This window comes from Anaerostipes stercorihominis (assembly GCF_057535655.1).
Map to the genome: position 1 here is coordinate 24,335 of NZ_BAAJCL010000009.1, position 23,015 is coordinate 47,349.

The 23,015-nt window shown below is 42.6% G+C and carries 19 protein-coding genes; 2 read left to right on the forward strand and 17 right to left on the reverse strand.

Annotated elements, in window-relative coordinates; translation table 11 throughout:
- Nucleotides 1-23 precede the first annotated feature (23 nt).
- The 13 genes from rpoB to AC27EF_RS09325 form a co-directional block, all read right to left on the reverse strand.
- Nucleotides 24-3,821 carry a DNA-directed RNA polymerase subunit beta gene (gene rpoB / locus AC27EF_RS09265; protein WP_487110471.1) on the reverse strand — a complete coding sequence of 1,266 codons (3,798 nt, stop codon included), beginning with the start codon at nucleotides 3,819-3,821 and terminating at the stop codon, nucleotides 24-26.
- Nucleotides 3,822-4,163: 342 nt separating this feature from the next.
- Entirely contained in the window at nucleotides 4,164-5,186 is a 1,023-nt protein-coding gene (locus AC27EF_RS09270) for an alpha/beta hydrolase (RefSeq protein WP_487110472.1), read from the reverse strand.
- A 135-nt stretch (nucleotides 5,187-5,321) separates the two neighbouring features.
- Nucleotides 5,322-6,296: a sugar-binding transcriptional regulator gene (locus AC27EF_RS09275; protein WP_487110473.1), complete on the reverse strand. Its 975-nt coding sequence runs from the start codon at nucleotides 6,294-6,296 to the stop codon at nucleotides 5,322-5,324.
- A gap of 92 nt (nucleotides 6,297-6,388) precedes the next feature.
- On the reverse strand, nucleotides 6,389-8,029 hold the full coding sequence (locus AC27EF_RS09280; RefSeq protein ID WP_487110474.1) for a PTS system mannose/fructose/sorbose family transporter subunit IID: 1,641 nt from the start codon (nucleotides 8,027-8,029) through the stop codon (nucleotides 6,389-6,391).
- Nucleotides 8,030-8,056: 27 nt separating this feature from the next.
- Nucleotides 8,057-8,554 carry a PTS sugar transporter subunit IIB gene (locus AC27EF_RS09285; protein ID WP_487110475.1) on the reverse strand — a complete coding sequence of 166 codons (498 nt, stop codon included), beginning with the start codon at nucleotides 8,552-8,554 and terminating at the stop codon, nucleotides 8,057-8,059.
- Nucleotides 8,555-8,582: 28 nt separating this feature from the next.
- Nucleotides 8,583-9,041, reverse strand: coding sequence for a PTS sugar transporter subunit IIA (locus AC27EF_RS09290; RefSeq protein WP_487110476.1), 459 nt, complete (start codon nucleotides 9,039-9,041; stop codon nucleotides 8,583-8,585).
- A 193-nt stretch (nucleotides 9,042-9,234) separates the two neighbouring features.
- Entirely contained in the window at nucleotides 9,235-10,107 is an 873-nt protein-coding gene (locus tag AC27EF_RS09295) for a glycyl-radical enzyme activating protein (protein ID WP_487110477.1), read from the reverse strand.
- 1 nt (nucleotide 10,108) lies between these two features.
- Entirely contained in the window at nucleotides 10,109-12,517 is a 2,409-nt protein-coding gene (locus AC27EF_RS09300; RefSeq protein WP_487110478.1) for a pyruvate formate lyase family protein, read from the reverse strand.
- A 177-nt stretch (nucleotides 12,518-12,694) separates the two neighbouring features.
- The gene (locus AC27EF_RS09305; protein ID WP_487110479.1) at nucleotides 12,695-13,459 is read right to left on the reverse strand and encodes a GntR family transcriptional regulator; all 765 of its coding nucleotides are present in this window, start codon (nucleotides 13,457-13,459) and stop codon (nucleotides 12,695-12,697) included.
- Nucleotides 13,460-13,546: 87 nt separating this feature from the next.
- Entirely contained in the window at nucleotides 13,547-14,584 is a 1,038-nt protein-coding gene (locus AC27EF_RS09310) for a zinc-dependent alcohol dehydrogenase (RefSeq protein ID WP_487110480.1), read from the reverse strand.
- Nucleotides 14,585-14,618: 34 nt separating this feature from the next.
- Complete coding sequence (locus AC27EF_RS09315) at nucleotides 14,619-15,458, reverse strand: PTS system mannose/fructose/sorbose family transporter subunit IID (protein WP_487110481.1); 840 nt, start codon at nucleotides 15,456-15,458, stop codon at nucleotides 14,619-14,621.
- The gene (locus AC27EF_RS09320) at nucleotides 15,458-16,279 is read right to left on the reverse strand and encodes a PTS mannose/fructose/sorbose/N-acetylgalactosamine transporter subunit IIC (protein ID WP_487110482.1); all 822 of its coding nucleotides are present in this window, start codon (nucleotides 16,277-16,279) and stop codon (nucleotides 15,458-15,460) included. The genes AC27EF_RS09315 and AC27EF_RS09320 overlap by 1 nt, the downstream gene beginning before the upstream one ends.
- Nucleotides 16,280-16,298: 19 nt before the next feature.
- Entirely contained in the window at nucleotides 16,299-16,781 is a 483-nt protein-coding gene (locus AC27EF_RS09325) for a PTS sugar transporter subunit IIB (RefSeq protein ID WP_487110483.1), read from the reverse strand.
- 228 nt (nucleotides 16,782-17,009) lie between these two features.
- Here AC27EF_RS09325 and AC27EF_RS09330 point away from each other — a divergent pair, with 228 nt between their 5' ends.
- Both AC27EF_RS09330 and AC27EF_RS09335 read left to right on the forward strand, forming a co-directional pair.
- The gene (locus tag AC27EF_RS09330) at nucleotides 17,010-17,690 is read left to right on the forward strand and encodes a ribulose-phosphate 3-epimerase (protein WP_487110484.1); all 681 of its coding nucleotides are present in this window, start codon (nucleotides 17,010-17,012) and stop codon (nucleotides 17,688-17,690) included.
- Nucleotides 17,691-17,786: 96 nt separating this feature from the next.
- A complete protein-coding gene (locus AC27EF_RS09335; RefSeq protein ID WP_487110485.1) occupies nucleotides 17,787-18,680 on the forward strand; it encodes a class II fructose-bisphosphate aldolase in 894 nt (297 codons plus the stop codon).
- 100 nt (nucleotides 18,681-18,780) lie between these two features.
- On the opposite strand, the gene AC27EF_RS09340 is transcribed toward AC27EF_RS09335, so the two are convergent.
- The 4 genes from AC27EF_RS09340 to AC27EF_RS09355 form a co-directional block, all read right to left on the reverse strand.
- Nucleotides 18,781-19,209: a PTS sugar transporter subunit IIA gene (locus tag AC27EF_RS09340; RefSeq protein ID WP_487110486.1), complete on the reverse strand. Its 429-nt coding sequence runs from the start codon at nucleotides 19,207-19,209 to the stop codon at nucleotides 18,781-18,783.
- A 16-nt stretch (nucleotides 19,210-19,225) separates the two neighbouring features.
- Nucleotides 19,226-20,413: a sn-glycerol-1-phosphate dehydrogenase gene (locus AC27EF_RS09345; protein WP_487110487.1), complete on the reverse strand. Its 1,188-nt coding sequence runs from the start codon at nucleotides 20,411-20,413 to the stop codon at nucleotides 19,226-19,228.
- A gap of 139 nt (nucleotides 20,414-20,552) precedes the next feature.
- Nucleotides 20,553-21,860, reverse strand: coding sequence for an NlpC/P60 family protein (locus AC27EF_RS09350; RefSeq protein ID WP_487110488.1), 1,308 nt, complete (start codon nucleotides 21,858-21,860; stop codon nucleotides 20,553-20,555).
- 52 nt (nucleotides 21,861-21,912) lie between these two features.
- Nucleotides 21,913-22,857, reverse strand: a complete 945-nt coding sequence (locus AC27EF_RS09355; protein WP_487110489.1) for a 2-hydroxyacid dehydrogenase — start codon at nucleotides 22,855-22,857, stop codon at nucleotides 21,913-21,915.
- Between the last annotated feature and the right edge of the window lie 158 nt (nucleotides 22,858-23,015).

Consider the following 23,015-nt stretch of genomic DNA (forward strand, 5'->3'; position numbering starts at 1 on the left):
TCCTTCCTAAATTGCTCGCCAATCTACATGATTGTATCGTCTTCACCTTCAGATAATTCTCCCTGCTTGTATCCCAAGGCGCCTAATTCAGATTCACTTTCTTCATAGTTATGAAAAACACTATCTCCCTCAATCATTGGTGCAAGATCTTGATCTGCATCTCCGCCGTCGATGTTTTCTTTGATTTCAACCTCAGCTGCGTTTTCATCCAGAACTTTTACATCCAATGCCAGAGACTGGAATTCTTTCAACAGTACTTTGAAGGATTCTGGAACTCCAGGTTCCGGAATGTTATCTCCTTTGATAATTGCCTCATACGTTTTTACACGACCTACAACGTCGTCAGATTTCACAGTCAAAATTTCCTGAAGGGTATAGGATGCGCCGTAGGCTTCCAGTGCCCATACCTCCATCTCTCCAAAACGCTGTCCTCCAAACTGAGCTTTACCACCCAGCGGCTGCTGAGTTACCAAGGAATAAGGACCGGTAGAACGGGCATGAATTTTATCATCTACCAAATGGTGCAATTTCAGGTAGTGCATGAATCCAATGGTTACCGGACTGTCGAATTCTTCTCCGGTACGGCCGTCTCTTAATCGAACTTTTCCGGTAGTATCAATCGGCACTCCTTCCCATTCTTTTCTGTGGTCTCTGTTTTCATATAAATAATCCATGACATCATCATTGACTTTGTCACGCCATTTTTTATCAAATTCTTCCCATGATGTATTGGCATAGTCATTTGCCATTTTCAGAGTATCTGCAATATCATTCTCATCGGCTCCGTTAAATACCGGTGTTGCCACATTGAACCCCAGCACTTTTGCCGCCAAAGACAGATGGATTTCCAACACCTGTCCGATATTCATACGCGAAGGCACACCCAGTGGATTTAACACAATGTCCAAAGGCCGTCCGTTTGGCAGATATGGCATATCTTCCACCGGCAAAATACGGGAAATAACACCCTTATTACCGTGTCGTCCTGCCATTTTATCTCCAACGGAAATTTTTCTCTTCTGAGCAATATATACACGGACTGTTTTGTTCACTCCCGGCGGAAGCTCATCTCCATTTTCTCTTGTAAAGACCTTCGTGTCCATTACAACACCATAGGCTCCATGAGGAACTCTCAAAGATGTATCACGGACTTCTCTTGCTTTCTCACCGAAGATCGCCCGAAGCAGTCTCTCTTCTGCTGTCAGTTCTGTTTCCCCCTTTGGAGTTACTTTTCCAACCAGAATATCCCCGGCACGGACTTCCGCACCAATACGGATAATACCGTTTTCATCCAGATCCTTTAAGACATCTTCACTGAGCCCCGCAAGATCTCGTGTAATCTCTTCCTGTCCTAATTTGGTATCTCTTGCTTCTGCCTCATATTCTTCAATATGCACGGATGTGTATACGTCTTCCTGAACAAGACGCTCGCTTAACAGAACCGCATCCTCGTAGTTATAACCTTCCCATGTCATAAATCCAATCAACGGATTTTTCCCAAGCGCCATCTCTCCATTGCTTGTAGATGCTCCATCTGCTAAGATGTCACCTTTTTCTACTCTGTCTCCAACAAATACAATCGGTCTCTGATTCATACAGTTACCTTGGTTGCTTCGCGCAAACTTAATCACATGATATTCATCTCTTCCGCCGTCATCGTTTCTCACAACAATCTTTGTGCTGGTGGACTTTTCTACCACTCCGCCTTTTTTCGCTGTGATGCACACACCGGAATCATAAGCTGCCTTGGACTCCATACCTGTTCCGACCACCGGGGCTTCTGTGGAAAGCAGCGGCACTGCCTGACGCTGCATGTTTGATCCCATCAGCGCACGGTTGGCATCGTCGTTCTCCAGGAATGGAATCATGGATGTCGCCACAGAAAATACCATTTTCGGTGATACGTCCATCAAATCCAGGTTTGATTTATCAAATTCTGATGTCTCTTCACGATAACGTCCGGATACATGAGTATGCACAAAATGCCCTTCCTCATCCAACGGCTCGTTTGCCTGTGCAACAACAAAGTTATCTTCTTCATCCGCAGTCAAATATACGACTTCGTTTGTAACAACCGGATTTTCCACATCACTCTTGTCCAGCACTCGATACGGTGCTTCAATAAATCCATATTCATTAATTCTTGCATAAGTGGCAAGAGAGTTAATCAAACCGATATTCGGACCTTCCGGAGTCTCAATCGGACACATTCTTCCATAATGGGAATAATGTACGTCACGGACCTCAAATCCGGCGCGATCACGGGATAAACCTCCCGGTCCCAGAGCTGACAGACGTCTCTTATGTGTCAGTTCTGACAGCGGGTTGTTGTGATCCATGAACTGTGACAGCTGAGAGCTTCCGAAGAATTCTTTCACTGATGCGGTTACAGGTTTAATATTGATCAGAGACTGGGGTGTAATGGATTCGATATCCTGGGTTGTCATTCGCTCACGCACAACTCTTTCCAGTCTTGATAAACCGATGCGGTACTGATTCTGAAGCAGCTCGCCTACCGCACGAATTCTACGGTTTCCTAAATGGTCAATATCATCATCGTTTCCAATTCCGTACTCTAAATGGATGTTATAATTAATAGATGCTAAAATATCTTCTTTGGTAATATGCTTTGGAATCAATTCATGCACGCTTTTCTTCAATGCTTGCTTTAATTCCTCTCCTTCATACCCTTCTTCCAAAATTTTCTCAAGAACCGGATAAAAGACATGCTCATGAACTCCAATTTCTTCCGGATCAAAATCTACATATTCCGCAAGATTTACGGTCATATTAGATAATACTTTGGTATTTCCTGCTTCCGTCTGAATTAAAACACCGGCAACCGCCGCATTCTGAATCTTGTCGGCAAGCTCCATGTCCACTGTTATTCCGGCCTCTGCCAGAATCTCTCCGGTTGTCTGGTCAATCACATCCTCTGCCAGCACAAATCCGCTGATTCGGTTTCTCAGCGCCAGCTTCTTATTGAATTTATAACGTCCGACCTTCGCCAGATCATATCTTCTCGGATCAAAGAACATGCTGTTAATCAGACTCTCCGCACTATCCACGGACAATGGCTCTCCCGGGCGGATCTTTTTATATAATTCAAGAAGTCCATCTTCATAATTATCCGAAGGATCTTTTTCAATACTCGCAAGAATCTTTGGTTCCTCTCCAAATAACTCTTTAATTTCTGCATTGGTTCCAATTCCCAGTGCGCGAATCAACACTGTAATCGGCACTTTCCTCGTACGGTCAACACGAACATTGAAAACATCATTGGAATCCGTTTCATATTCCAGCCAGGCTCCCCGATTGGGAATTACAGTTGAAGAATATAATTTTTTACCAATCTTATCATGGGCAATTCCGTAATAAATTCCCGGAGAACGAACCAACTGACTGACAATGACTCTCTCCGCACCATTGATAATAAAAGTTCCGGTTTCTGTCATCAAAGGAAGATCGCCCATAAAAATATCATGCTGTTTGATTTCATCGGTTTCTTTATTATGAAGTCTTACTTTTACTTTCAAAGGAGCCGCGTAGGTTGCATCCCTTTCTTTACATTCTTCGATTGAATATTTGATATCATTTCTGCACAGTTGATAATCCACAAAGTCCAAGCTCAACTGATCGCTGTAATCTTCAATCGGAGAGAGATCTTCAAATACCTCTGCCAATCCCTCTTCTAAGAACCAATTATAGGAATCCTTTTGAATCTCGATCAGATTCGGTACTTCAAGGACATCATCCTGCCTGGCATAGCTGATTCGCATCCCTGTACCTGATTTTATTGGCTGTATTCTGTTCTTTTCCATGGACGTTTTTCACCTCTTGATCTAAACCTGGTTTATATACTACACATCGGATCAAGGCGGACAAGTCCGCCTCGAACTCCCCATATCCCTCAATTTCTGAAGGACTTTCTCACAATTTTCAAGCTAAAATTTATACACTATGGGCAGACAAACCCACATTAAAGCATTTTCTTATGTTAGCATACACATTTTCTCATGTCAACAATTTTTTTAAGTTTCTCTTGACATTTCCCCGATTTCGTGCTTATAAAGCAAAACACACGTCTCAGATTGCTCTCTCTGCCCAATGCTTCCGCCGGAGATCTCTGATCCGTGTGTATCTTTCTTTCCAGACCTTAACCGTTACAGCTGTTTCATCCGCTCTGCCATTTCCTCAATGCAATCCGCTGTCTGCTCAAGACTTCCGAGCCGGTCAAAAAATCCGTGATCTAACCCTTCATATAAAATAACCTCAACGTCTTTTCCACTCCTTTGAAGCTTTTTTACAAATTCTTCATTGGAAATTCTAAAATAATCAAATTCCGCTTCAATCATAACCGTTTTTGGCATTCTGCTTACATCCTCGGCATAAACCGGTGAAATCTCTCCGCTCTCGGCAGAATATCCATCAGGGATATACAGAGATTCGATGGATTCTGTCAGCTCTTTAAATCGAAACAAACGATTCATGATATAGTCTTTTTGCTGCGGATACATCTCATATTTTGAATAGTCCCAATGATATTTTGTTTTTTCTGCCGGAAGAAGATCCAATGCCCCGTAAATAATCATTGCCAGCTTGATGCGCCTCTCCGTATCCCGAAGGCAGCAATTTACCGCTAGCGTACCTCCGGCGCTCTCCCCCGCAATGGCAATTTTATCTCTGTCAACTCCTAAATCGTCTGCATTCAGGCACATCCAATCCAAAGTCCCTATAATATCTTCCACAGCGCCCGGATAAGGAGTTTCCGGCGCAAGCCGATATTCCGGAGAGATAACAACTGCGTCAGACTGCTCTGCCAAATACCGGCACTGATTTCCCTTGGTGGCCACATCTCCTCCAAAAAATCCGCCTCCGTGAATAAACAAAACCCCCGGCCGCTCTTTCAAACTTCCCTGTTTTTTATAAATTGTCACCTGAATTCTGTGCCCTTTTACCGGAATCAGCTTTGTTTCTTCCTTAATAATGGCCGTCGTAATATCCTTGCCTTCCTGCTTCATCTCTCTGCGAAGAAGCTCCAAATTCAAATTTTCTGTCTTTACAGCGTTTGTTCTGTAAAGATCCTGAATTCTCGGAGCCCCTTTCGCCATTTCTCTTTCCAATACTTTTTTCTCAAATGCATGAGGAATGGTTTCCCCTCGTTTTTGTTTTTTATATACTTTCATTTCTATTCCTTTCTGGTTCTGCCGCAACAAGTTCCGAGGATTAGTCATCAGAACAAAATCGGCGGTTTCCCTTCAACTGTCTATATGACTATTACAAAAAAATCCCAAAGAAATAAAAATTTCTCTGGGATTTTTTTATAAGGAAACTTCCTGCGTCAGATATTTTGCAACCTTTTCGTCGGTGATCAAAACATTGATGTAGCCGCCTTTTAAAACTCCTAAAATTGCTTCCTTTTTCTCAATTCCATATGCAACTCCGACGCGGATTGGTATTTTTTTGAAATCCTCTAAATCTAAACTGATCAGATGGTCTTCAAACTGATCTTTCATTAAATTTCCGTTCTCATCCACCACATGTGAAAGAATCTCTCCGGTTCCGCCCATTTTCTGGAGCCTTTGAAACTCCTCCATAGGTATTAATTCTGCATTAATCAAAGCAGAATTTTGATCCAGCGTACCGATTCCCGCAACTGCAATATCGGCGGACCTGGCCAAGTCAAACACCTCTTTGATACTCTGCTCCTTCAAAAAAACCTCTTTTGCCTCCGGCGAAGTCACATACTGCGGCGCTAACATCTGATAGCTGTTTCCATTGATAATCTTGGCAACCTCCTCAATCAGATAATTGGAATATGCCATGCGATAATCTTTCGGTGCCGATACAGAAATGTTTGTTGCCGCCATCAGAGGAACAACTTTCACATCATCTGTTTTTAGAAATTTAAGCCGGACATCCCTGCTCAGATATTCTACCATATTCTGCAGTGTCACACCTCTCGTCAGCGCTACCGTCATATGATTTTTTAACGTTCTTAACAGATAATCAGAGGCGTAAAACGCAATTTCTTCTTTTAATTCCGATTCCTTTTGAGCACTTGCAATCACAGCTTCTTTCAAGCCAAATTTCTCTTCCAGAATTGCTTCCAGATTAATTGCTGAATTTTCCGGATAATTGATTTTGATCTGCACATATCCTTCACGCTTTGCCTGTGCCAGCGCTCTGGAAATCGTAGTTCTTGATACATTTAATTTTTTCCCGATTTCCTGCTGCGACATTCCCTGCTTATAGTGCATTTCCACCACTTTGATGATGAACCGTTCTTCTCTCAAATCTTCCACACCTTTCTATTGCTGAAATTACTCATATAGGAACAGTATATCTACTGCGCCCGGCTTTCGTCAATCGAAAAGAACATCTACTGTTAAATAATTAATCCAAGACATCCCAGTACCAAGGAAATTATTGTAACGCCCAACGTTGCCGCAAAATAATTGCGCTTTACTTTTGATAAGTACCCCCAGATACAAAGCACAACAATCAAAGGTAAAATTCCCGGCGCGATCGAATCAAGTATCGACTGCAGCGTTGTAGAATAAGCTCCGGTTGCAAATTTCAGCGGAGTTGATACCGTCACATAAGTGGATGCCAGCCCGCCCATCATAAACAGTCCAAGAATGCTGGCTCCTGCAATAATCATATTTACCAACCCGGATTTCAACATATTTTCTGCAAAAGAATAACCAAATGTATAACATTTTGAAGTCAAAAAGTATCCAATTCCAAAACAAATCACCGTCAGCAAAAGAATGGGTGCAATTCCGCCCAAAGGATTTCCCTTCTTGGCGAGAGGAAGGAACATTCCAATAAACAGATACATCAGTGTTGACCAAGAAATTGTATCACCGATTCCTGCGAGCGGACCCATCAGACCTGTCTTTAGATTCATAATCATCTCACCCGGAAGAGCTTCATAATTTTTAGATTTTTTCTCCTCCATCGCTAAGGTAAGCCCTAGGCAAGGTCCTCCGCCCCAATGCGCTTCTGAATTAAAAAATGTCATATTTCGTTTTAAAGCTTCGATATAGTGAGGCTTATCTTCTTTTTTCGGATAAAACTTTTTCAATGCCGGAACCAATGCCGCACAGAAAGCCGGTGCCTGCATTCTTTCAAAACTATGGCAGATTTCTGCCGATGTCCAATAAATCAGATATGATTTTAATACATCTCTTCTGGTAAGAATTTTAACTTCATCCTCTTCCTCTTCCTCTTCCTCTTCCTCTTCCTCGTCATCGTCATCGTCATAATCTGCATGACCGGTATACTCATTCTTCGTAAATGTAATGTATAAAAATGTCAGGAACCCTCCAACCATAAGAAGTGGGATCGTTCCAATTTTTGTATACTGAATCAAAAAGAATCCGGCAAAGAAAAATGGTATGTATTTTGGCTTTGAAATCAGATTTGCAATGATTGCAAATCCAACCGCCGGCAGACATGCCCCCATGGCAGATAAGCCGTTGGTTACAAACTTCGGAATATCATCTAATACCCCCTGTAATGCACCGCTTCCAAAGTAGAGTGCCAAAGTAATCAAAGTTCCAAAGCAAAGGAGACGAATAATCCCCACCGCAACAATTGACCAGCGTACCATTCCTCCGGCATTCCCTTTTTCTACAAAAGTATCGCCCTTCTGTGCAAAAAAACCTGCTGCCAGATAAAGAATATTTGTGATCTGAACACCCAGCAGTCCAACCGGAACTGCCAGTGCCACCGCGGCATTGGTGTCTAAGCCAGATGCCATCGCAACCGGAATCGCCACATAAGCCGCAAGACAGGGGTCTGTCGGCTGGTTCCCTCCTGCTGAAATAACTCCAAGATAAATTAACTGAAGAGAGGCTCCGATGATCATTGCCTGAGCCATATCTCCCAGTACCGCTCCTACGATTACCGCATTAAAAATAACCGTATTAAACATAAAAGCTCCCGCTGTATATGGAATACAGCACTTTGCAATTCCACAAAACAGCCCCAATAAAACCGCCTGTGCCAAAGTAATTGTCATGTCCTTATCCTCCTTTGTTTTTCATATTTACTGAACATTCGGAAATACTTTTTTCACCATATCCAAAGATTCTTTTTTATCTGTCGGCTGTGTCTGAAACAGTAACTTTACTCCTTCTTTTTCAAGATCAAACAGCGTCTGTGCCTCTTCCTCTGTAAAGCCGGTAGATTTATAAATCTGTTTGCGGTCACCGATAATGGACATATTTCCCAATGTTATCTCATCAAATTTCACACCCTTATCTGCCAGCTCTTTGATCTGTTTCACATCTTTGAAAAGTACAAACACATTGAGATTTCCAAACTGGTTTTTATTCCAGATCTCTACCGCCTTATCTACAGAAAAGATACTGACTTTAATTTCAGGCGGCGCAGCAAATTTCAAAACATTTTTCTGCATTTTGTCTTTCGCCACATTATTATCAATGACTACAATTTTCTGTGCCTTAAACACCTTGACCCACTGTGTAACAACCTGTCCGTGAATTAAGCGATCATCCACTCTCACTGCTAAATTCTTTGCCATATCAAATCTTCCTTTCGATCATAAATTCCTATTCTTCATCCTCGTCATCATCATTTAAAAAGCCTTCGGTATCCACTCTGAAAATTCCGTTTTTCCCATTTTCCACAGTATCCAGACTGAAATCTTTTCCGGACATAGATTCTCTTGACAGCACTGCATTCACCAGCATCGGCAAATTCATACCTCCGACCACTTCCAACGGCTTTCCTGTTTCCTGAATATGACGCATTACCTGATTACAAGGTGTTCCTCCAAATAAATCTACCAGAATCAGACTCCCCTGCGGAAATTCATCAATGGCTTCTGTAAATGCTTTTCGATACCGATCAATATCGTCTCCCGGTTCCAGAGAAAACGCGGCCAGGTTTTCACTTTCTCCAAACAGCATCTTTGCCGTATCTACCAGAGATACTGCAAACGGACCATGACTCAATAAAATAATTCCCGGCAAATCTTTGTTTATGCTTTCCGGTTTGCAACTCTTCATTTTTTCTCCCTTCCTTCTCTTTGGGTTTGCTTGAACTTTCGTTCATATTAGTGTTTATTTTTTCTACCTGATATTATTATATGCCCACTTCCAATGAATGTCAATACAAAATGAACATTTTTTCATTATAGTGTTCTTTTTTCTTTTTCGTGCAGCAGAAAAGAAATTTCACACAACAAAAAACTTCTGTATCCTAAAATACTCTGCCTCCAAGATCTCTGATTTTCCTCTCCCACTGCTTCTTTTGTTCTTTTGTGGGAACCTCATATTCTTTTTGTTCCGTCTTTCCGATTCTGCGGGCCTTTGCCACGCCAAATTTATGATATGGCATAAGCTCCACTCCAAGAAGTCTGCTCATTTTCTGACTTCTTGCTGCAATTCCCTGAAAATGCTCCTCTGTGTCATTGAGCCCCGGAATGATCGGACAACGCAAAATGATCTTTGCTCCTTTTGCGTACAAGGCATCCAGATTTCCAAGAATTTGTTCATTTCCCACTCCTGTAAATTCCCAGTGCTTTTCATGATCCGTCTCTTTATAATCCCAGAGAAATTCATCCACATAAGGCAATACGTTCAAATACGCTTCCAAAGGGGCAAATCCACTTGTCTCCATTGCTGTAGGCAGACCTGCCGCCTTCGATTCCTTGAGAATCTCCAAAGCAAACTCCCACTGAAACATGGGTTCTCCGCCGGAAAGAGTGATTCCCCCATGACTCTCTTGAAAAAAGTGAAGATCCTCCAGAACCTCTTCCACTACTTCCTGTGCGCTCATCCAGTTTCCGATCTGCTCCAGTGCGCCATAAGGACACAGTTTGACATATCCCCGGATCTGCTCTGCACTCTTCTCGTGCAGTTTTGACATATCCCGAAATATAAATCCGCATTTACCACAGTTCCTGCATTTATTTTTGATGTATTGAATCCCCACATTCTTCGTTATTCCCTCAGGATTATGGCACCAGAGACAGGAGAGAGGGCACCCCTTCAAAAACACATTGCTTCGGACTCCCTCTCCGTCATGAATGGAAAAATGCTGGATTCCGAATACCAGACCCTTTTTCCCCATATTATGCCTCCCCATATAATGTGCGGTGAATAATCTCTGTCTGAAGAACCTTATCCAGATTTACAAAAAATTCACAGTATCCGCCGACGCGTACAATAAGATCTCTGTGTTTTTCCGGATGAATCTGAGCATCCTTCATATCCTCCATATTGGTTGTATAAATCTGAATCTGCGGTCCTCCGTTTTCCATATAAGCTTTCAAAATCTGCTCGATTGACTTTCTTCCTTTTTCTTCCGTAAGGAAGGATGGATTAATCTTAAAATTCAGCGCATAACCTCCCGTCACATATTTGTCATCCAGATGAAGCACTGAATTCATCAATCTGGTAGGCCCCTTGGTATCCATCCCCTGACTTGGTCCCATACTGTCGCTAAACGGTTCTCCCTTCTTTCGTCCGTCAGGAGTGGCCTGCGCTATTTCTCCGTGATAAATATGGAAGAAATATCCGAAGAGTGTAGATACAAATTTATCTTTTCCTGATTTTTCATTGAGTTCCATAACTTTTTTTGTGAAGTAAGTTAAAACTGCATCGGCAATGTCATCAACCTCTTTGATCCCATTCCCATAGTGCGGTGTTTTATTCATCAGCATTGCCTGAAGCTCTTCATATCCTTCAAAATTGCACTTTAATGCCTGATACATTTCTTCCATGGAAACTTTTTTCTCATCGAAAACGAATTTTTTCATTGCACACAGAGAATCTGCAGCCGTTCCGATCCCGTAAGCATAGACTGACCAGTGCATTGGACACTCGCTTCCTCCTTGCAGCATATCCACTCCGCTTTCCAGACATCCGTCAATCAAAAGAGATGCATATGGGTCATAACATTGATTCTGCATTGTTGATTTTTTCTTCATCGCTTCCTGATAATCCCCTTCGATGGCTTCATCCATTTCCTCATAGTAGAACTTCATAAAATCGTCAAAGGTATCCACAGACACTTTATCATTTTTCCATTTGTCCATAATCCGTTCGATTAATACAGGGAATGCAATGGCTTCTGTTACCCCCCAATTCGGTTGTTTCCCGGGAACCATAATCTCAACACATCCCATATTGTAATAATCATTGGCATCTTCCCGGCTATAGCCAAGTTCCATCATATTCGGTATCCACACTTCATCATTCAAAAGCTGTGGTTGTCCACATCCCGCCTTTGCTGTCTCCACAGCTGCTTCAAAAATCCATGACGGACTGACAGGATTCACTCTAAGTCCCACGTTCGGATACGGCATTCCCACATCCCCGGCTACCTCAAGGCAGAGTCTGGTCAGCTCATTGGCCGCGTCCTCCCCGTCTCTCGTAATACCGCCCAGTGTTACGCTCTGCACCGTCCGCATCTTCGGCTCATTTACTTTTAACCAAAGACAGGATAACAGTTCCTTGGCTTCCTCCTCATTGATCGTTCCGTCAGCAATATCCTTTTTATAATATGGATACAGATATTGATCCAGTCTCGCAAAGGATAACGCAGAGCCACCCTGAATACTTGCAATTATATGGAGCATCCATGTAAACTGAACAGCTTCCCAAAAGGTTTCGGCAGGTTCCCTTGAAATTTTTTCGCAGATCTGCGCCATTTCTTCAATTTCTTCTTTTCTCTGAATCGAAATACCTCGCTCCGTCGGATAATTTCTTAAAGTCTCGGCATATCGTTTCACGAAACGGGAAGATGCCTCAGCAGCAATCCTCGCACTTTCATAATATTCTCTCTTCTCTGCTGTTTCAGCCCCGGCACCATATTCTTTTATTTCACCAATCAATCTTTCAAAGCCTTTGCCGATCATCTTTCCGTAATTTAAGCTGAGATGATTTCCTAAAAACCACGGAAGTTCATTGTAGGCTTTTTTGATTTCGGGATCATATGGAATCTTAAAGGCTCTTTCCAGTTCTCTCCCGATTTCATACGATTCAATCTCCCGGTCCCGGTATTTTCCCTGCATTTTTGCAATAATATTTTGAAGATCTTTAAATTCCACACTGGCATCATGGTGTACTCTGGACATCAGCGACCAGCGGCTTTTTTTACTGGTAAAATCATCTTCAAAGCTTCTGGCATGACCTTCTCCAAACTGAATACTTCCATCAAAATCCTGATGTTCTTTTTTTCTGGAAAGATACTCTTCAATCACCCTGACAGCATACGTTTCCTGTTCTGTCTCTGTCATAACATTTTCATACAGCGGACACATCCCCAACATGGTTCCCACAATTTTTTCACAGGGAAGAACCTCCTGCTTAACATGATCCAAAACATAAGCAAAGGCTTTTGCCCGCCGAATTTGTATTGGTTGTCCTTCCGTCTGTTTTAATGAGTCTGCCACATATTGGTAAAGATTCGTTGTTCTGATTCCCGCATCATTTAATTGTTGTATTTCTCGCTTGAGTTCACGTATTCTCTCATTCATGCGATATCTCCCTTCTCAAATGCACATCCGTTCACTATTGTGTTCCTTTGTATCTTTAATATATATCAGCTGTGTGATATTGTCAACTATAATGTGCATATTTTCTTCCTAACAAAAAAGACCATGACTCTTTTCCTGAGTCACAGTCCTTTGCTTGTGCTTTCTGGTTTTCCCGCCTTACAGCATATTTGTATAGATCTCTTTGTCCGCCGCTCTGATTGTATTCTGCTGGTTCAGTTCAATGGACATATTGTAAGCGTCACTTCGACTAACCGAATATTCCATCGGCTCCCCACCGGTATCAAAGGTGACAGTTTTTGCCACACAGACCGGAGCCCGGCTTTCCAGCCCTAAATTAAACGCATCGTACTCATCTGCCTTCTGAACCGTCAAATGTCTCTTCGCCCTTGATGGTACATGTCCATAATTGGACATGGTATTATGCAGCGAGCGTTCCGCGAAATCATACTCAATCAGTTCCGGACAACGCTCATAAGAGACATAGGCATCCGCAATGGACCACAGCTTTTCATTGATATAACGAAGTCGCTCCAAATGAAAAACCCGGTCTCCCTTGCGGATCCCCAAAGCTCCTGCTACTTCTTCACTGGCTGTACTGATCTTTTGCGTCAGTACTTTGCTCCTGGTATAATCTCCACGCAATTTCACCTGATTATAAAATGCGATGTTCGTGGAAATTGATTCATTTTTTCCTTCTTTTTTATTTCCGATAAAAAATGCTCCTTTACCGGCAAATCTCACAATACACCCTTCATTCTCCAAAACTTCCAGAGCTTTTCTTACGGTTGGTCTGCTGACATGGTAGATATCACACAATTCACGTTCTCCCGGAAGCGGAGAATAATACGGCTGATCTTCATAAACCTCCAAAAGCTTATGATATAATTTCATGTAAAGAAGCTGTCGTTTCTTCTCTGCCATATATTCTCCTTTCTTCATTCTGCTATAGAATCATTATCTTATGTGATAATCTTAACATTTCACCCTTTCTCTTACAAGTTCGATGCTTCAAAATTTTATAACAACCCGGAATTTATCCCCCTGAATTGCCGATTCAAAAGCTTCCTTATAGTCTTTCAATTCATAGACTTCGCTGATAAACGGTTTTACATCTACAATTCCCTGCGATAGTAATCTCGTAGCTTTTGTGAAATCCACCGTATTGGAATTTGCTGTACCAAGCAGTTTTGCCGCGCTTTTGTGAAGCCAGTCCGGATGAACGGAGATCGGCGTATCCGGATAGAATGAACTGTAAAGGACCATTCGCCCGTTGTTTGCCACAAGCCTCAAAGAATCCTCTGCCACCGCCGAGATTGGTGTGGTGTCAAAAACAACCTGTGCCTTTCTTCCTTCTGTAATTTCCTTTATCCGCTCCCCGAGATCTTCTTTTGCCGGATTTACTGCATAGCTTGCTCCCAACTTCTGAGCAAGCTTTGTTCTTTCCTCGTTTGTATCGGAAACGATCACGCTGGCGCCCCGTTTCTGCGCCAAAATGGTATGCAAGAGTCCCATGATTCCGCACCCGATCACAACTACCGTATCGCCGAATTCAATCTCTGCAGTTTCTACGCTGTGAAGTACACAAGACAGAGGTTCTGTGATCGTCGCTTCCTCCGGCGAAACATGATCGATTGGAAACAAATTTTCCGGATGAACTAACAGATGTGAGCTCATACCGCCCATACCCTTTTCCGGAAGTCCTTCCTGCTGCTTGCTGTGGTCAAAATGCTCACAATTTTGTTCGTTACCACTTTTACACTGATAGCAATTTTTACAGGGAAGTGTCACCCCGACTGCTACAAAGTCTCCTTCTTTCCACTGTCTTCGGTCTACGTTTTTTCCCATTTTCAAAATTCTGCCCACCATCTCATGTCCGCCGATAAATGGGTATTCTACCTTCTTCACTCCGGTATAAACTCTCTGTTCCCATGTACAGATTGCACAGGCTTCCACCCTAACCAAAACTTTATCATCACTCACTTCGGGAATCGGATATTCTCTGAGTTCTATCTGCTTTTCACCTGTAAATACTAATGTTTTTGCCATCTCACTCATCCTGTTTTACCTCCGTGTCTTTTATTTAAGATGCAACTCCAAGGAATCCAAGCCCTCCTAGGACAACCCCTATTACAATTAAAATCACCATAACCGTTGTCGCTTTCATTTTTCGATTTTTTAACAGATACAGTGTCAGAAGAGTCACTGCCAACGGCAAAATCCCTTTGAACAGCGCGTCAAATACCGTTTCCTGCACATTCATTTTCAATGCTCCGAATTTAATCACCGCAGAACAATGCACTGTAACAAATTGACTGGAGAGAGCTCCGAGGACAATTGCTCCCATCGCGGAAGCGCCTGTAATCAGCATCTGGAGTTGGTTTCCTCCGAGAATCTTTTCAATTCCGTCCTTGCCCAGTTCATATCCCTTCATCCAGCAAATATATGCCACCGGCCACATGATTCCAAACATTAACAAGGCATACACCAACGGTCCCAAAAGATTTCCCTGAGAACCAAGGCTGATTCCAAAGGCCAGTAAAATCGGCGTTAAGGTCCCCTGCCATAAAGTATCTCCGATTCCTGCAAAAGGTCCCATTAATCCGGTTTTTACTCCATTAATTGCATCATCTGTAATGGGCGCTCCGTTGGCTCTCTCTTCTTCCATCGCCAATACAATTCCCGGAATGACGCCACCGATGTGAGGTTCGGTATTGAAAAACTGCATATGACGTTTGATGCATGCTTTATACTCTTCCGGGTCATCTCCATACAGTTTTTTTATGACATGCTTATAGGAATGCACCAAGCCGGTTGCCTCTAATCTCTCATAATTATAATTGGCATGAGAAAAGAAGGTCCATCTCCAAAAAGCTTTTACCACATCTTTTTTGCTTAATTGTTTTCTTTTTTCTTCCATCATTAGAAATCCTCCTCATCATCGTCATCCATTACCACCGTCTGATGATTTTCTGCCGCAGCCGGCTGAGGCGCATTTTGATTTAACAGCACAGTATAGAAATATCCGATCACTGCTCCCAAAACCGCCACTGCAATCACCGGAAGTCCCAAATATGTAACTAAAATAAATCCTACCATGTAAAACAACAGAGTTCCTGGTCTGGAAATCGCCCGAAGATTCATCGCAATTCCCAGTGCCGGCAGAAGTCCTCCGATCACCTGCAGCACTGTCAGCGGACGCCCTGTTAACTGCTGAATAATTCCCTGAACCGCAGAAGAGCCGAAATAGGTCGCGATTGTTGCCGGAATCACACATAGACAAAACATTAAAATCTGCGGCGGAACAACATGCCAAAAACAAATTTTCTCAATGTTGCCTTCTTCTGCAGCTTTGTCTGCCATATGCACAAAGGTTACATCCAGCGTCATATGAGCGACCCAAATCATCGTTCCGAGAAGTCCCAGCGGAAGCGCAATGGTTACCGCTGCTGCCGGATCCACTCCTGCTGCCAGCGCCCATGCTGTTCCCACAGTTCCAGCCAGTCCCGGATCTTGAGGTGCCGTTCCTCCGGCAGAAATAAATGCCACATAAGGTAAATTAATTGCAGCTCCAATGATACACCCCTGTACCGGATCTCCCAAAATAAATCCAACTAAAGTACCGGCAACCAACGGTTTATAAACCACAGAAATACTTCCTAACAGTGAAAGCCACGGGGTTCCTATATTTCCGAGATAATACACGATACCAATCAAAATCGCCTGAATTAATGATATTTGCATCTGTTTCCTCCTTCATTTTCTAAAGCATTTTTGAAATATCTGTTGCACTGTCCTCTGCGATAATCCTCACGCTGATCTTCGCACCTGCCTCTGACATTTCCTTTAACATCTTCTTTTCTTCTTCGGATGCCGAAATATTTCGGAAAAACTTTGTTCTTGTTCCACTGACTCCCATACCTCCGATGTTGATCTCATCGAATAAAATCCCTGCTTCCATCAGTCGATATAACGTCTCCGGATACTTTACCAGCACAATACAGCGATCTCCCGCAAATCCTTTTTTCAGTCGTTCCGCAGCTTTCTCAACCCCAAAGGTCGCAAGCTTTACATTGGCCGGAACACATGTTTTTAAAACACTTTTCATAAACGGATCTGACGCTACACCATCATCAATAATCATAATTTTATTTGCTCCGGTGTAGTTCAGCCAAGAAGTCATCACCTGTCCGTGGATCAGCCGGTCATCAATTCTTACAAGTACAATTCCATCAATTTTCATCATTATCTCCTTTCTTTTATTACCAGTGGTTATGTATTAAATAATACCACTTCGCACTATTTTGTCAATATTATTTAATATTTTTTTCTTTTTTTGTACATTCTTACAAATTTTCTGGGATTTTTTATCTATTTTTCACAAATTTAATTACCTTTGGTAATATTCTATTGAATTTGTCTTACGCCTCTTCTATACTAAACTCAAATTCCATTTAAGAAAGGAGCACATTTTATGAAATCAGCAGTATTATCCACACCTTCATTTTCTGCTTCCGTTTCCTGCATGGATCTGCTAAACCTGCAGAAACAGATCCGGGAATGTGAAGCGTCTGAAATTTCGTTTTTCCACTATGACGTCGTAGACGGCAATTTCAATCAATGCTTTATGCTTGGCGATGTGCTTTTGGAAAAAATGTCCCAAGCAACAAAACTTCCCATCGAAGTTCATCTTGCCGTTTGTCACCCGGAACAATACATTCATCGCTTTTCTGCCTGTGGAGCCGACTATATCGCAGTTCCATATGAGAGTTTAGAAAATCCTCTTCAAATTTTTGATGAAATCAAACGCTGCGGAGCCGAGCCTGTACTATGCTATCGTGCAGATACGCCACCTCAAAACGATTTTATTGATCTGGCAAAAGAATGCGCATGGATTTTAAAGCTAACTGTCGCCCCGGGATTTTCCGGACAAAAGATTCAGCCTCAGGCAATTGACCACATTCAGCAGATGTCCGGTCTTTTAAAACAGCATGGTCTTTCCATCCCGATTCAGGCAGATGGGAATGTAAATTCCTCCACCATCGGAACACTCTCCCGGGCAGGAGCGGAAATTTTCACCGGAGGAACCTCCGGTCTATTCCTGCCGGGCAAATCTGTTTCTGAAAATCTGCAAACTTTAAAACATTCAGTTTAATACCATTGGTATTATCTATATTGACTTTATATTTACCATTGGTTATAATTTCATTAAACATATTACATTTTATTTGGATTTTAGGAGGTATCGCAAATGCTAGTAACTATGAAAGAAATTCTTGATGACGCCAAACAACGCAAATATGCTGTGGGGGCTTTCAATGTGCCCAACCTAGAATCTGTTCAGGCAGTGATTTCTGCAGCAGAAGAATTAAATGTTCCCGTGATTTTACAACATGCAGAGGTTCACGAAAATCTGATTCCTCTGGAAGAAATCGGTCCCATCATGCTTCAATATGCAAAACGCTCTTCTGTTCCGGTCTGTGTCCATTTAGACCACGGCGCCTCTTTTGAACTTTGTGTCCGTGCAATTCAATTAGGCTTTACGTCCATTATGTACGATGCATCCTCCAAAAGTTATGAAGAAAATTTTTCAGAAACCAAAGAGATTGTGAAAATTGCCCATGCAGCCGGCGTTTCTGTGGAAGCCGAGCTTGGTCATATTTTTACCTCCTCCGTCGGCGGCGGAGAGGGCAGAGGCGCTGTTGGGGCTGAGGATTTCGATTCTCTGAACGATTGCTATACAGATCCACTTATGGCAAAAAAATTTGCAGAAGGGACCCACGTAGATGCTCTTGCCATTTCCTTTGGAACAACCCACGGCGTATATCTGACAGAGCCAAAGTTAGATCTTGACCGCATTACACAAATAAAAGAAGCCATCGACCTTCCGTTTGTTATGCACGGCGGTTCCGGCGTCTCCGATGAAGATTTTAAAACAGCCATCCAAAACGGCATCACAAAAATCAATTACTATACATACAGTTCTCTGGCAGGAGGAAATGCAATCCGCGATTTTATCTCCTCTGCGCAAGAGGAACAGATCTTTTTCCATGATCTGATCGCCGTCGGAAAAAAAGCAATCAAAGAAGATGTCAAAGCTGCCATGACGGTATTTGCGGACTCCATTCTTTCACCGACTAACTAAAGAGCAAAGCGTTTTTATCATATAGATTATAAAAAATAGACAAAAGAGTTTTTCTTTTTACTCTTTTGTCTATTTTTCTCTTCATGCTTTATAACCTGCTCTAAATTTCATCTTCTTCTGTTTCTTTTTGCATTTCCTCATACATTTCATGAAGTAAAATCGGCGGCTGCTTTGCTGTCTCCAACACGTTTTCATAAAGCTCGTCGTAGGACATGGCGTCCCGCATCATCACTGCCTGAACTACCATTGCCATATTTACCCCTGCGATGGCTTTAAATTTCTTCCGGGAAAGGCTTCGGAATATGACATTGGACGGTGTACCGCCCAGAATATCCACAAAAACCAAAACACCGTCTCCTTCATCCAGAGAATCCAGCATCTGATTGACCTTGCCTTCAAACTCTTCGACTCCATCTTCATGGTGTAATCCGATCGTTCCTACCTTTTCCTGCTTTCCGGCAATCAATTCTACCGCGTTCAAAAGCCCCGATGCAAACTCCCCATGGGTTGCAATTAAAATACCTGTCATTTTTTCATTTCCTTTCTTAAGAGTTTTTCTCATAGACACGTTCTGTGATTTTTTCTGCGATCTCCTGAATCTTTCCATGCTCCACCGCAAAATCCAAAATACTATACCGATCCCGCACCGTATTTCCATTTAAAATTCCCCGGTAAAACAGTTCTCGATCAATTCCTGCCTCCAGGGGGTGAATCGGAGCTCCTTCGTCCTCTAAAAATTCCTCAATTTCTTCTCGGGACGGCGCCATTTTCTCGACAGCATCCGGGAGTTCCTCTGACATCTCATCAAATACTTCTGCAATGATCGGTGTGGCAATTCCCACTTTAATTCCGTGCAATTCCGGATTTTCCCCCCGTGCAATCACCGCCATCTCCCAATAGTGACTTAACATATGCTCCGCACCGGAAGCCGGACGCGATACCCCAATTAAGCCCATTGCAATTCCCGTAAGCGTTAAAGCTTCGATCAGATAAAGAATTGCCGTTTCATCCCTTTTTGCCAAAGCTTTTCGATGAACAACCACTTTGTCCACTGCTTTCTGCACCAGCTTTACAATGGTTTCACAGTAATACTCTCCTGTTTTTTCATGAGACAGCTTCCAATCCGCCAGAGCTGTCAGCTTCCCAATGACATCCCCATATCCTGCATGAATCAGTTTCATCGGCGCCTGTTTCATAATCTCCGTATCCCCTACAATGGCGTAAGGCAAAACAGCCTCATAAGAAATCTTTTTACCTTCCCTGATCAGAGGCGCTCCGGATGATGCATATCCATCCATGGACGGAGCTGTACACACAATCGTATATGGAATTCCCGTCCTTGAGGACATATATTTTGCCATATCGTTTAAGGTTCCGGAACCCACTGCAAGAATCATGCCGGTATCTCTTTCTAATTCCATAAACATTGCTCCGACGGCCTTTTCATCGGGAATCAAAAGATTTTCACCGGAATCCAGGCTATGACTTTTCACATCAAAGCCTTCTCGTTTCAAAATATGAAACGCCTGCTCTCCTGCTGCCTGATAGGTATGATGATCGCTTAGCATATAAATCTTACAGTTCTGAAACTCTTTCAAAATTTCCGGCAGCTGTTGGATTGCATTTTTTCCCATAACCAGCTTTTCAATCTCCAGTCGATGGACTCTTCCACATTTACAGGCAAAGCTTACTCCCGCCATCTCATTGATACTCATATTCAAAATTTCATCCATACAAACTCCTTTTCAATACAAATGATTATATCATTATGTTACCACTGGTTATATTTATATTATCATATTTTCCGGATTTGTCAATCCGTTTCCATAAAAAAAGAATCCTGTCTCCAGAATTCTTTTTTCTTTCACTTTTTTATTTTACCGGACGCGCAATCGCTGCCGCTTTGCGATACCACGGACTGCCGTAAGACACACTCCTGCCATCCGCATGTACGATGGTATCATTTCCGATAAACATTGCTACATGATCAATATTTTTATATCTCCCGTTTTTTCCATTTCTTTTTTTATAAAAGATCAGATCCCCGGGTCTTAATTTTGAGGATTTTTTATTATAGGAGGAAAATTTCAAAAGCTTCTTTTGTTTCCCGCACCATCTGGCAAGATCTGCTGCCGTCGGCGCATAATTTTTGCTGCCAAAATTCATATTTGCACTTTCATATGCCTTCCAGATAAAGGAACTACAATCTACATATCCCTTTTTCATTCGCTTCTTCTGACTGTACCTGGGCTTGCTCTTACAAATGGAATGAGCCCGCATTACTGCTTTGTAGGCGTTGGTTTTGCTAATATAAACATCAAACTTTACCACTGCGCCGTCAACTTTGATTATCAAAGAAGTTTTTCCGTACTTCTTCCCTTTTACCGTTCCACCTGAAGAGATCCAAGCATACTTCCGATTTCCAATCTGATACGATACCGGCATATACCCGCTGGCGCCCCGCACTTTATAGGAAACTGGCTTCCCTTTCTGCACCACATAAGCAGCTCGAATCAGAGGATTAGTACATTTTACATCAGCCGTCAGTATCATTCCATCAACAAAGACAAAAATCTTTCTCGTCTGCTTTCGGAAACCAAAGATCTGTCCGCGATCCGAAACATAGAAATCATTGTTCCGATCTGCCGCATATAATACATGATCTGCTCCATAGGAAGAAGCTCCGGTGAGCGAAATCTTCGCTTCATTATAAACGACAAGACCAATTTTGTCCTGTTTCAGCTTTGGCTCAGTAATTTGAAGATCCATAGATTTTACTCTGGACTTTTCTATGCTTCCGTCTTCTCTCCGATACAGCGCCGTGACTGTAACCTGTGCCGTTCCCGTCTGCCGCCCTGTAATTTTAGCACAGCTTGCATCCGTTTCCGGCTCCACTCTGACATTGTGGTTGGATGTCTTCCATTGATATTCTATCTTAGATGCTGTGTTCTCCTTCTCATAGCTGCTTCCATATTTCAAATAAATATAGCCGCCCACTGCTACTCCGGCTCGATTCTCCTCATCCATATCATAATTTCTTGCCTCGTCAGGAGTATCATAAGCCCATGCCGGACCGGACCATTGATGCTCTGCTGCAAAAGCCGATTCGATGTGCAGCCAAAAGCTGCCTGCCGTTAAAAGCAGCATGCACAAAATCATTTTTTTCGTCCACTGTTTCATTTCCCAGTTCCCTCTGCTATTTTATTTGAATTCTTTCTGACATTCCCATCCTCTAGTTCATGACGTTGATTGGATTCCCCTCCATCCAATATTTCACATTATCAAAATTGATGACTGCACGTTTTACTAACGCTTCTTTTGTTGCAAATGCCACATGGGGCGTTGCAATGAGATTCTTTGCGCCAAACAAAGGATGATCTGCGGGAACCGGCGGTTCAACCTCAAACACATCCACTGCTGCTCCTGAAATTTGCCCCTCGTTCAGTGCATCTGCCAACGCCTGAGAATCCACAACAGGTCCACGCGCAGTATTAATCAAAACCGCTTCCTTTTTCATTTTTTGAAGCTGTTCTTTTCCGATGAGTCCTTTGGTACTGTCATTGAGAGGCACATGAAGCGATACAATATCACAGATGGATAACAATTCATTCAAACCTACATACGTGATGCCATCCAATTGTTTTTCTGTTCTGGAGTAAGCATAAACCTGACACCCAAATGCTTTTGCAATGTTTGCCACTCTGGTTCCGATAGCTCCGGTTCCGATCACTCCGAATTTTTTTCCTTCCAGTTCCATGCCAACAAGTCCCTCTTTGGTGCCCTCTTTTCTCACAGTCTCATTACACAGAACAATCCTACGATACAGAGAAATCAGAAGCCCAAACACAAGATCTGAAACTGCCGCAGTGGAATATCCCGCACAGTTGCTCACAACAATATTTCTTTTGCGGCATGCATCCAGATCAATGTGATCAATTCCGGTAAATGCCACCGCTAACATCTTAAGATTTTGGCACCCTACAATGACCTCACCGCTGAGCGGCAGATTTGCTACCATGATGACATCGGCATCCCTTCCCCTCTCAATCAAGGTTTCGGTATCTGTCACCCTCGTATCATAAGAAACAATTTCCACATGATCTGGCAGCGCCTTCCCGGCAATTTCTCTTAACAGCGCTTCCTCTACACCCAAAGGTTCAATGATGACTAATTTCATAACGCTCTCCTTTCGATACAATCCTTCTTATATCCTACCATAATCAAAACCTCTTTTCCAGCAAATTGGCTAAATTGGTAGGTCCAAATTGCCAAAAGTGTCAAAAAAGCATCCCCACAGGAATCAAATAAAAAAGCTTTGATTCCTGCAGGAATGCC